Below are 11,776 nucleotides of genomic sequence, written 5' to 3'. Positions count from 1 at the left end.
AGACACCGCTTACGACGATATTTACCAAACCCTTTCAGAAACTAAAGATAACGTTACTGAGCGTGATGTTCAAAATTACCTCTTCCAACAACGCTTACAGGATTATACCAACCAATCTGACTTTGGCACAGGCGGTAAATATACCCGCGCGATTCAAGTCGTTACCGCATTTACGCAAGGCATTATGGGTGGCAATATTGTCACCGCGATTGCTAATGGCTCAGCGCCTTATCTTGCCAATGAAGTAAAAAACCAAATTCAAGGCAATAGCGTTGAAAGTGATATTCAGTGCACCCTTGCTCACGGTTTGGTGAATGCGGGTCTTGCACTGGCAAAAGGCGAAAATGCGATGGCACAAGCCACAGGTGCGATGACAGGCGAAACGGTGGGTATTTTATCGCATTCACTTTATGGCAAAACGCCCGAAGAACTGACCGAGACTGAAAAGCAGAATATAAGTGCATGGGCAACGCTAGCTTCAGGGATTGCAGGTGGTTTAATCAGCGATAATAGCGCAGGCGTTGCCAATGCCGCCCAAGCAGGGAAGGTGGTGGTTGAGAATAATTATTTAACAGCCAAACAAATAATTTCATGGCTTGAAAAGTATTCTCTTGCTTCTACGGATGAAGGAAAGAAACATTTAGTTGGCTTAGGAAATAAAGTTGATGCGGAGCAACAGCAAAAAGCGATGGAAACGAGGATCACTAAAGAACATTTAGTTCAACAGCAAGATGAATTAATTTTACTTATTCAATCAGCAGATTGTAATGCTCATTGTAAATCAGTAGCTGAATATAGTATCAAAAAACTGGATCCTATCATTGAACATTATAGTGAGTTACAGCGTGGTAATAATATTCCACGAGCCGTTGTTGCAACGACAACATTAGGTTTACCAATAATGAGTAAGGCTATTAGCCCTTATGTATCGAGTTGGTTAGGTAGCACAACTGTCGCTAGCCGTGTGATAGGTGTAACCACAGCGGGCACAGCAAATTTAGGTATGCAAGGGTATAATATTTACACAGATCCAGAAGCGAGCTTTAGTTATGCAAGCTTTGGTTCTTCTTTGTTAACAGGAGGAATAACACCCGGAATGGGATATTGGGGAACGCTCACAACCAATACAACTGGTGCAGGTATTTCAAGTTTAATTGATGGTGAATCACCTTGGGTCTCCATGGGAGGCGCATTAGCGGGTTCAACAATCGGCTATGGAGGTGCAAAATGGCTAACGCATCGTCTGGATATTAAATATAATCCTTGGTCCAGCGGACTTAAAGAGCACCCATTAATTGTAATGCCATCAATAACAGCTCCGCCGAGTGTATCAGTAGTACCAAGTATTGTTGGAAGTGGTGCTGGTGCTCTGGGTTCCGAAGGTGCGAATAAAATAGTTACAGATAAAATAAAAAAATTGAATGATGAGGAATAAAAATGAGATTGCTTAAATATTTTCTTCTACTTTGGGGGGCATTCTTTTTTATGGTTTTCTTTATTCTATTAATAATAAAAGCTCTAGTAGAATTAATATTCTATTTCTTAATAGAAGGCAGTTTTTTTTCTATTACTAAAGAGAATTTTATAGATTATATATGTTTGGGAATGGGATTTGGTTTTTTCTTTAGCATAGTTGCTTGTTTAGGCTGTTATCTTGAACATAAAAGACATTAATATTCTTATAAAGAAAAATTAGCACTACACTAAATTTTGTATGATTATTTCACTCTTCAGCCAACTGGATTATTAACAGTTTGATTTGGTGGATGAGGGGGAAATATCAAACTCATTCAGTTATCTCGCCCTTCTCAATAGTCAGTTTTGGGTTCATAATTTAGTACTAATCCTTTGGCGTCATTTTATTAGCATGTTTTTTCAAATCTAAATTACGACTAATCTCTACCAAGCCCTTTCTGAAAATAACGAGAACGTTACTGAGCGTGACGTTCAAAATTACCTTTTCCAACAACGCTTACAGGATTATACCAATCAACCTGACTTTGGCACGGGCGGTAAATACACCCGAGCTATTCAAGCGGTTACCGCATTTACGCAAGGCATGATGGGTAACAACATTGTCACTGCGATTGCCAATGGCTCAGCGCCTTATCTTGCTNCTTACAGGATTATACCAATCAACCTGACTTTGGCACGGGCGGTAAATACACCCGAGCTATTCAAGCGGTTACCGCATTTACGCAAGGCATGATGGGTAACAACATTGTCACTGCGATTGCCAATGGCTCAGCGCCTTATCTTGCTAATGAAGTAAAAAACCAAATTCAAGGCAGTAGCGTTGAAAGTGATATTCAGCGCACCCTTGCTCACGGTTTGGTGAATGCGGGTCTTGCACTGGCAAAAGGCGAAAATGCAGCCACACAAGCTGCGGGTGCAATGACTGGCGAAACGGTGGGTATTTTATCGCACTCATTTTATGGTAAAACGCCAGAAGAGCTGACTGAGACTGAAAAGCAGAATATAAGTGCATGGGCAACGTTAGCTTCAGGTATTGCAGGCGGTTTAATCAGCGATAATAGCGCAGGCGTCGCCAATGCCGCCCAAGCCGGGAAGGTGGTGGTTGAGAATAACTTATTGGGTGGAAATGAGCTAACACATACACAACTGGCTCAGGAATATGGTAAAGATAGGATGTCATGTGCCGAAAACCCTAATTCTGAATCATGCAAGAGAGGCAAAGCGCTACAACAAGCTTATATTTATGCTTTAGCAACAGGTAGTACGGGAAGTGTTTCTTTACTTTCAACAAGTGCTCGAGTGATGTGGTTTATAGGTGCAGGTGCAAATTCAAGCGTACAATATATCGATTCAAAAAAAGTGAACCCAGTGAATGCAATAATTGCAGGTTGGGTAAATGTAATGACAATGGGCGAAGGGTGGAAAAGTACGGTTTTCTTTAATGCAGCAGGTGGAGCATTGACAAATACCATTAATGATGAGAGTGCAGTAATGGGAGCAATCACGACAGGAGGTGGAGCATTAATGGGGTATGGATTAGGTAACTTTATGGTAAAACCTGTCACTAATTGGATTGGTAAAATAATAACAAAAGGTAATAATCCCGGATTTAATGAAGGATTGAGAAAAAGTTTAGAGTCAGAGGTTAAGGGAAATTCTTATATTATGAAGGAAGTATCAGAAAGTAAAATTCCTTCTGGAATGGGAAATACAGGGGGAAGTATTATATCCGAGCTTGGTGGTTTATTCATTCAGGAAAAAATAAATGAAAGTAAGGAATATTAATGAAGGGTATTTTATTTTCGAGCATATTAACAATTATATTTATAGTCGCATTGTTTATTTTGTGTATCATAATGTTTCTTTCTATTGACGTGTTTTTTTATTTTTACTCTAACACTCCAATGTCTATTGGGCTTAATGAAATCAAACGCTCATTAAGAGTTAGTATTGGAGTAGGAATGATTATGGGAGTAGGAATGATTATGGGAGTAGGTTTTGGGGTGCTATATATAAAAGAAAATAAACTAAAATAAATTTTGTTTTTTTTAGATTTTAATTTTATATATTTTAATGAAAATTAATAAAGCGAGCCTATGGGCTGGGTTGGTCGCTGGAATAGGAATGTGGTTTATAGAATATAAGTTACGTAGATGATGTTAAGATCTCAGTCTAAGAGCTGGGATTTTCCTTTTAGCTACTACTCTGTCTCAATGATCCGGATAATTAACTACCAGAGGTCAATGCACAGACCGCCCAGCCACAAATTCGGAAGTATGACAGGCTCACACCAATCAGTCTGACTTTGGCACGGGCGGTAAATACACCCGAGCGATCTAAGCCGTTACTGCATTTACGCAAGGCATGATGGGTAATAACATTGTTACTGCAATTGCTAATGGCTCAGCACCTTATCTTGCCAATGAAGTGAAAAACCAAATTCAAGGTAGCCGTGTTGAAAGTGATATTCAGCGCACCCTTGCTCACGGTTTGGTGAATGCGGGTCTTGCATTGGCAAAAGGCGAAAATGCAGTCGCACAAGCCACGGGTGCAATGACCGGCGAAACGGTGGGTATTTTATCGCATTCACTTTATGGTAAAACCCCCGAAGAGCTGACTGAGACTGAAAAGCAGAATATAAGTGCATGGGCAACGTTAGCTTAAGGCATTGCAGGCGGTTTAATCAGCGATAATAGCGCAGGCGTCGCCAATGCCGCCCAAGCCGGGAAGGTGGTGGTTGAGAATAATTATCTGACTAATAAAGATGTTCTCGATATGAGGCAAGCGCTGATAGAAGCGAGTAAAACGAATGCCGATAAAGAAGATATTTATGCGAAATACCGTGAAATCAGTGAAAGGCGTAGACAAGAAGCAATAGCAGAGGGTAAAGAGGGAAAAATTCCTGAGACGATTGCTGCATGGGAAAGTACAAAAACCGGAATTGACCAAGCAGATGCTTTAAAATGGATTGCTTGGCTTGATTCTTTAAGTGCAGAAGATAGACGGCAACTCGTTAATTTTGTAAAAAATGAAAATGAACAAAGCGCCCAAAGTATTTTCAATTCAGCGACTCTTGGAACAAGAGTTGCATTAGGAAGCAAGGAAGGTTTTGATAGTATTGGTATGCCACTACAATAAAAGGAAACACAGAGTATTTTCTTTCTGTTAGTGGAAAATCTTGGAAAGGTAACGGGCCACAAGAGATAGTTATAAATAAAATAAACTATAAAATTATTGTTACAGATACTGGAAGTATAGCAAGTAAGCCAACATCATCTACTCAAACAAATTATAATCATGCGGAACAAAAAATATTTAGTTATATTCAAGATAGTTACAAAGGTAAAAAGGCTATTATTAATATAAGCGTAGAAAATACATCTATATCTAACCCTGGTATGCGTAATGGATGTAGTAAAACAGCCCCAAATTTTGCGGAAAATAATCCTAAATTTACGATAAATATATATCAAGGAACAACAGGAAAAAGACCATGAACAAGCAAGCTCAAATTTGTTATTTTCACTCAATTTATCCTGAATTATTTATAAATTATAATAAAATAAATGGCTATAGTATAGATGAAATAAAAAAAATAGAGAAACTTTATGACATTGAAATAAAAGGCCAATTATATGACTTCTTAATATCTTTGGGTAGGTGTAGCGGGGGGGCTTTTTAGTGATAATGCACTAATTTTTTATCGGGGAAATATGGCAGTTAGGTCGCATATATTTTTTCAACATTCATTCTGTGAAGAGTTATTTAACCTACAATATTATGATTTTCTAAAAGAAAGACCATTTGTATTTTCATTTGAGAATGAAACGCAATATTTTTTTGTCTTAACTAAAAATGATAATAGTGATTTGGTATATCATTATGATGAGAACCAAGAAATTATAATACCAACAGGTTTAACATTTAATGAGCACCTTCGTAATTTAGTAAATACAGATACACGGATGTGTATTGAAAATATAACTGATGATCTTATTGGTGAGTTAATAGTGATTAAATGATGAATTAAGATTATATTTATAAAATTAACAATAATCCTCGATGCATAAAAAATGCAGTAAAATTTCTAGTAATGAAATGCCGACTATTGACAGTCGGCATTATTATTGGCTTTAGCCAGTTTAAGTCGCGTCAGCGTCTTAAATATAAAACCACCCGCTATGCGGGTGAGCATTAAAGGTTATACCAAGAAAAACACCTTTCCGTTACGATATAGATGTTCAAGCTAATATTCGTAACTTAAATAAGGAAAGGTGTTTATGGGCATTAAAGCACAAAGCTCAGCACATACAAAGTGGCTGTGTAAATACCCTATCGTCTTTTCGCCGAAATATAGATGGAAAGTAATTTTTAATAAAATACGTTCAAGTATAGGTGAGATCCTTCGAGACCTTTGTAAGTATAAAGGTGTGGAAATAATCGAAAGGCATCTCATGCCAGATCATGTTCATATGTTAGTGAGTATTCCACCGAAGATATGCGTATCAAGTTTTATGGGATATTTGAAAGGTAAAAGTTCGTTGATGATTTTTGATAGACATGTCAATCTCAAATATAAATTTGGCAACAGAAAGTTTTGGGCGGAAGGGTTCTATGTCACAACAGTTGGGCTCAATGAAGCCACAATTCAAAAGTATATCAGAGAACAAGAAAAGTGGGGTAAAAGTAGAAGGTTACTATGGAAAACCAGATGGAACAGGAGCAACTGCTTGGCCGGTATATCAAGGTTCTAAAAAATGATTAATAAAAAAATATATTATTGGTGGTCACCTGATGATAGTAGTTATTACCCATCAGGTCGTGAGCCAAGTGAAAATATGAGATTTAAACCAAAGCAAGGATATGGTATTTGCGAGATAGCTTCATGGTTGTCAACAGACTTGCCTACTGGTCTGAAATCTGTAGATATTTGGATCAACAACCTAACTAACTTACCCTCTAGTCGAGCACCCGATGGTTTTTTTGGTATGGGCAATGCCCATTGGGTGATGGTGACGAAAAATAGGGTATTCATCGCCAGTGAGTATGTGCAAGAACAGAGAGTTTTGTTAACAATTGATCAGTTACTTTATATTCTGGAACAATATAAAGTCTTTTTGGACGGTAATTATACTGATCCTGATTTTCCACCTGAGCCGATTGATGTGGAATACATAGCTGAAGGAGAAGAGGCTATGAGAATTTATGCGACGCTGGAAGATTCTCACGGTTTGTTTTATTTAGAGGAATAGTTTTTTCTGCAATTGTTCTGGGATCTACACCTAGTTCCTAAATAATAAACTGTTCAGTTTAGCCATATTGGGGAGTCGTATTCCCACATGGTTCTGTGTTAAATTGTTATTTAATCAGCCTTATTTGCAGGCAATCAAGGGTTTGATATTAGCGTGGGTAAACATACCCAGCTTGATGGTGCGGTGATCAGCAGTACCTCAGAAGCTAAAAATAATCAGCTTGATACAGGCACATTAGGCTTTAGTGATATCCATAACTACGCAGAATATAAAGTTGAGCATCAATCTGGGGCATGCATTAGCCATGGCAGGTAACCATAGCGACAGCGTGGAAAACACCACTCAATCTGCGGTATCACAAGGCACATGGACAGTGCGTGATACTGACAATCAACAGCAAGATATCGCGCAATTAAGTCAAGACACTGATAACGCCCACAGTACGTTAAATAAAATTTTCGACAAAGAGAAAGAGCAAAACCGCCAACAGAAACAGCAGCTAGTGGGTGAAATTGGTGCGCAGATTATCGATTTGGCAACCACGGTTGATACTATTCGTGGCACTCATCAAGTGAAAGAAGATTCAAGACTCGACAATCTTTCTGATACGGCTTACGACAATATCTACCAAGCCCTTTCAGAAACCAACGATAATGTTACCGAGCGCGACGTTCAAAATTACCTCTTCCAACAACGCTTACAAGACTATACCAACCAATCTGACTTTGGCACAGGCGGTAAATACACCCGCGCTATTCAAGCGGTTACCGCATTTACACAAGGTATGATGGGTAACAACATTGTCACTGCGATTGCCAATGGCTCCGCGCCTTATCTTGCCAATGAAGTAAAAAACCAAATTCAAGGCAGTAGCGTTGAAAGTGATATTCAGCGCACGATAGCGCATGGTTTGGTGAATGCAGGTCTTGCACTAACCAAAGGTGAAAATGTAACAGAACAAGCTGATGGTGCAGCCAAAAGAAGGAGAGAGTCATTAGAGAATACAGATCCAGTTAAAGGTTCTGATCGTGATGAATATCCTTCTGCTATGTTTAAAGAGAGTAGTACAGGTACATCAGTTAGATTAATCTCACCATCTGATAATAGAGGTACAAGCTTGTGCATTGATCATTAGTACCGTGAGTTCCCTGATGGTACAATTGTCATTATAAAATTAGATGAATCACTCGGAAAACAAGAAAAAGATAGAGAAAAATAAGAAAAAGATAGAGAAAAATAAGAATGGAATTTTTTACAGACAAATTATTATCAATTTGTAGTGATGGCATTTCGCCTAATCAATTGAAAAAAAATATTGAATCAAGTTATGGGCAATCATTAATAAACGAACTGTTTTTTTTGCTAGAGAAAAAGAACGGTTTTTATGGATTTAAATCAGCATTACACTTATTTCCATATGAGAGTATGGATAAGGAAGTCGGTGTAATTGATTGGAATAATAATAGGCTGTGGATTTCTGCATATAAGGATATGGTGCTAGAGGCATTTTTTTTTGCAGAAGATATTTTCGGAAATCAGTTCTGTATCAAAGGTGATCTGATTCAAGTTTTTGATCCAGAAACAGGTTCATTTAGTGAGTTGGCGGGAAGTTTTGAGGAGTGGAGTAAAGCAATTTTAGATGATTATAATTTTTTAACTGGGTATTCATTAGCTAATCAATGGCAGAATATTTATGGAAAAATTCCATCAATGCATAGGTTAATTCCTAAGATCCCATTTGTTTTAGGTGGGAAATATACATTAGAAAATTTATATCTATCAAATTCTATAGATGCGATGAAGTTTAGAGCGGATCTTGCATTACAAATTAGAACTGTTCCAGATGGTACAAGAATTTCTATTAATACGAGAAACGAGTGTCCACTCTCCTTTAATTGAAACACACCAAATTAGGGTTTTCTAACTGTTTACGATAGGCTTCCGGTGAGGAGTGATCTCAAACTCTCCACAAAGTAGCAACTTATCATTGCGGGTAAGTTATGGCTAGAGTTGGATATTCCTCAATAAGAGCCTCACTCCTGCAAACTACCCGCTTTGAATACTTCACTTTATTACGAGAAAAATGTAAAAAACTGAGTTAGAAAGAGACAGATACTTTCATATCAATACTATTATCTTGCTGGTTTTTTGCTACTAATCCACTATATCCAATTGATACTTTTGATATTTTATTGATTTGGATAGCCGTTCCAGCTTGAACCACAAACGCATCCTGTGCTGCATCAACACTGTTAGCAATAAATATTGGTTGGGTACCTTTGAAACGTAAATGGAGATCTCGTTCCACATCGTTGTATTGGTGTAGCCAACCTAGCTCACCATACAGTGAAACACTTGATTTACTGCTAAGTTTCCACTGATTATTTAAACGCAGCCCTGTAGTGGATGTGGTTGAATCTAGGCTTTGCGAATGAGCTTGTAAGGCGGCACGCCCCCCTTGCTCGTTAATGGATGCGTTTTTCGTTTTGGCATATTCTAAATTAATAAAAGGCTCTAATTGTGCGTCCGAGAGAACTATTGGATAAGCCGCTTCGATAAAGATCTGGTTGGTATTCCCATTATAATTAGCCTTATTTTTATCTGATTGTGCACCATAATTGACCGTTTTTGACGTATGAACGCGATGAAACGTATTAGATGCACCTGCACGCAATGTGATACGGTCAAAATCATAACCACCATAGAGTGATAAGTGGTAATTTTCGCTGTTTGCGTGACTGTTATAGCCAGAGAGTGAGGTTTTGGTGAAACCCGTTGCTATACCAAACAACATTTTATCGTTATTAAAACGTTGATCTGCACCTAATAGTACGCCATAGGTAGAAGCGTCATAGCTATTCGCGTTACCATCACTTGAGCTATTATCCCAATTATATAAAGTTTTAGCCCAGACATTGCCTTTATTTTCTGTGCTTTCTTTTTCACCATTAAGGACTTCTGCATTTTTAACCTGAGAGAGGAGTGCTTCTTTTATTTGCCGACGACTGTTGAGTTGATTAGATAAGATATCGGCATGAATTTGACCAGTTAATTCATTATAGGCATAGCGGACATCATTTTTTATATCCATTCCTACAATGCTTTCATAGATAGGATGCTCTGAAGGTAATGCATCTATTGCATTGGCGATTGATGTTTGGTTTTTTGTTTTAGCTAAGCTTGAAAAGGCCGTATTATTTCTTCCGACATTTAATATTACTGCATTTTGATCGTAGGATAGTGTTGTGCCTATAAAAAGGTAATTTGGGTTTATATCAGTAAATTTACCATTAATACCTTTATCTGCCATTAAAATGGTATATTGGGTGTTATATAAACGCTGAACATCGTCTTTTGTGAGGAGATTTTGATTATTTTCAAGAGATACATTAACCATTCCTCCGTTAAGTACTGCTGTACCGAGGCTGGTTATTTGGTCGCTATCACCTTGTGAGTTTATTTCAACGTGGTAGTGACTACCAGAATTAAAAACTACAGTATCGCCTATACGAATAGTACCAATTGAATAGCCCGGTGATATTATGCCTCCTGAATTAACCACCAGCTTATTAATATTCCCTTTGCCAGAAAGTACACCCTTATTATTAATATTAACTTGAGAATTTATACTCCCATCATTTAATAGCAATGTTCCATTGTTAACATCTAATAAAGAATTTAATGTCCCTTCAAGTCGTAATGTACCACCATTGATGGCCGAATTTTTTGAATAGTGATTTTCGCCTGTGAGTAGTAAGTTACCTTGATTAACCTCGACGCCCGCAAAACGGTTATTGCCTGACAGGATCAACGTGCCATCACCTTGTTTGATTAACTTACCGGGTCCACTAATATCATTTTTCCATTCATCAAGTTTACCAAATTCAGCGAAGTCAAATTCATTCGTTGTTTGATTAACAAGAAAATGATTATAAAAATATGAAGGTCCATTATAAGCTTTAGGAAGATTAATTAATCCCCAGTTGGAGTTTGGTTTATTTTTGTTTGAAGCCCAGCCAGCCAAAGAATTACTAGGGTAGGCTGTGCTCGCTAAAATAGATTGCCTCTGCTCGTTGGTTAAATATGCAAAACGTAAACGCAGTAAATTACTGGCAGATTTTGGAACTTCATTGGGGGTAATGAGCGGTGCAGTTTCCGGATCTTTTGTTCCGTAATAACCTGTTTCATCGTTAGTTATTTCTTTCGACGTAGTGAAGCAATTTTGATTTTTGCATTGGTTAGCGACATTTTGGCGGACTTCTTTGGCAAGCTTAACAAATGTGCGGGTTGTATCATCATCCGCAAGCATTTGTGATAGTAAGTAATAATTACCTATTCTCGATGCGATGGTATCTGTTGCAAAGTGCGCCCCTACGATGACTCTACTTTCACCATACTCTATTGCTCGGGCAAACATTTCGCTGCCTTTTTCAGGAAATAAGATGGATAACACCGCAGCTTGCTTGTATCCGTTCCACGTATGCCCACTAGGATAAGATGAGCCTGTTACATTGGTGTGGTTATCAATATAATTTCCTTTTTTATCAATAACTTGATAAGGTCTACCTCGTAAAAAAAGGTCTTTTAAAATAAAATCTATCGAACGTACCCTTTTTTTGTTTGCATCATAAGCATATGTACCCGTGCTATGTAATTTACTCAGGTCTTGATAAGCTTGAGTATCGCTTAAGTTAATCGATTTGGTATTGCCACCAAATAAAATATTGGCATAGGTATTAAACAAATAAGAATGAGTCTGTGATTTATCGGCTTCGGCGAGTTTTCTCCGTTCGCCGGTAATTGCTTGATAGTTATTACTGATTATTCTATCTAGCTCGGCTGTTCTCGATCCTTTTTTAGGGCTGTCTATGATGACTCCATTTTTTATTTCATCCAACCAATTATTACGCTGGTCGATAATATGTTTTTGGGTTTCTGAAATATTAGTTTCAGACCATGATGAATTCGGGAAAAGTAAAAAAAAGAAACTTAACGAAGTAGGTATTACGATATTTTTCATAAAATAAGCCATAGTCTCTAAAAAAAAT

General features: G+C 37.7%; 13 protein-coding genes and 1 pseudogene. 13 read left to right on the top strand and 1 reads right to left on the bottom strand.

The annotated features are described in order from the left end of the window. The 13 genes and pseudogenes from B6258_RS16660 to B6258_RS16605 form a co-directional block, all read left to right on the top strand. The coding region (locus B6258_RS16660; protein ID WP_164996191.1) for a VENN motif pre-toxin domain-containing protein at positions 1 to 1,435 on the top strand (1,435 nt) is incomplete at its 5' end. A gap of 770 nt (positions 1,436 to 2,205) precedes the next feature. Continuing rightward, the gene (locus B6258_RS16650; protein ID WP_099076208.1) at positions 2,206 to 3,261 is read left to right on the top strand and encodes a VENN motif pre-toxin domain-containing protein; all 1,056 of its coding nucleotides are present in this window, start codon (positions 2,206 to 2,208) and stop codon (positions 3,259 to 3,261) included. Next, complete coding sequence (locus B6258_RS16645) at positions 3,261 to 3,512, top strand: hypothetical protein (RefSeq protein WP_099076207.1); 252 nt, start codon at positions 3,261 to 3,263, stop codon at positions 3,510 to 3,512. The genes B6258_RS16650 and B6258_RS16645 overlap by 1 nt, the downstream gene beginning before the upstream one ends. 328 nt (positions 3,513 to 3,840) lie before the next feature. Continuing rightward, the gene (locus B6258_RS16640) at positions 3,841 to 4,140 is read left to right on the top strand and encodes a hypothetical protein (RefSeq protein ID WP_129586867.1); all 300 of its coding nucleotides are present in this window, start codon (positions 3,841 to 3,843) and stop codon (positions 4,138 to 4,140) included. A 3-nt stretch (positions 4,141 to 4,143) separates the two neighbouring features. Next, positions 4,144 to 4,221, top strand: a pseudogene (locus B6258_RS18580) (VENN motif pre-toxin domain-containing protein); the annotation flags it as partial. Between the two features lie 30 nt (positions 4,222 to 4,251). Beyond that, entirely contained in the window at positions 4,252 to 4,614 is a 363-nt protein-coding gene (locus tag B6258_RS16635; RefSeq protein ID WP_240531617.1) for a hypothetical protein, read from the top strand. A 355-nt stretch (positions 4,615 to 4,969) separates the two neighbouring features. Next, a complete protein-coding gene (locus B6258_RS16630) occupies positions 4,970 to 5,158 on the top strand; it encodes a hypothetical protein (RefSeq protein WP_099076204.1) in 189 nt (62 codons plus the stop codon). A gap of 31 nt (positions 5,159 to 5,189) precedes the next feature. After that, positions 5,190 to 5,498, top strand: a complete 309-nt coding sequence (locus B6258_RS16625) for a hypothetical protein (protein ID WP_099076203.1) — start codon at positions 5,190 to 5,192, stop codon at positions 5,496 to 5,498. A 258-nt stretch (positions 5,499 to 5,756) separates the two neighbouring features. Further along, positions 5,757 to 6,230 (top strand): IS200/IS605 family transposase, encoded by a 474-nt coding sequence (gene tnpA / locus B6258_RS16620; RefSeq protein ID WP_240531616.1) that lies wholly within the window; start codon positions 5,757 to 5,759, stop codon positions 6,228 to 6,230. A 3-nt stretch (positions 6,231 to 6,233) separates the two neighbouring features. Then, positions 6,234 to 6,728, top strand: coding sequence for a hypothetical protein (locus B6258_RS16615; protein ID WP_099076202.1), 495 nt, complete (start codon positions 6,234 to 6,236; stop codon positions 6,726 to 6,728). A gap of 153 nt (positions 6,729 to 6,881) precedes the next feature. After that, positions 6,882 to 7,043, top strand: a complete 162-nt coding sequence (locus tag B6258_RS18115; protein ID WP_164996190.1) for a hypothetical protein — start codon at positions 6,882 to 6,884, stop codon at positions 7,041 to 7,043. Continuing rightward, positions 7,003 to 7,863 (top strand): hypothetical protein, encoded by an 861-nt coding sequence (locus B6258_RS16610; RefSeq protein WP_164996189.1) that lies wholly within the window; start codon positions 7,003 to 7,005, stop codon positions 7,861 to 7,863. The genes B6258_RS18115 and B6258_RS16610 overlap by 41 nt, the downstream gene beginning before the upstream one ends. Positions 7,864 to 7,970: 107 nt before the next feature. Then, entirely contained in the window at positions 7,971 to 8,627 is a 657-nt protein-coding gene (locus tag B6258_RS16605) for an SMI1/KNR4 family protein (protein WP_206073639.1), read from the top strand. 199 nt (positions 8,628 to 8,826) lie between these two features. Here the strand turns inward: B6258_RS16605 and B6258_RS16600 are convergent, their stop codons facing one another. Further along, complete coding sequence (locus B6258_RS16600; RefSeq protein WP_099076200.1) at positions 8,827 to 11,760, bottom strand: autotransporter domain-containing protein; 2,934 nt, start codon at positions 11,758 to 11,760, stop codon at positions 8,827 to 8,829. Between the last annotated feature and the right edge of the window lie 16 nt (positions 11,761 to 11,776).

This window comes from Proteus alimentorum, from assembly GCF_002607735.1.
Classification (GTDB): Bacteria; Pseudomonadota; Gammaproteobacteria; order Enterobacterales; family Enterobacteriaceae; genus Proteus; species Proteus alimentorum.
Note: the sequence above shows the minus strand (reverse complement) of the source record. Positions and strands in the feature narration are given on the sequence as shown.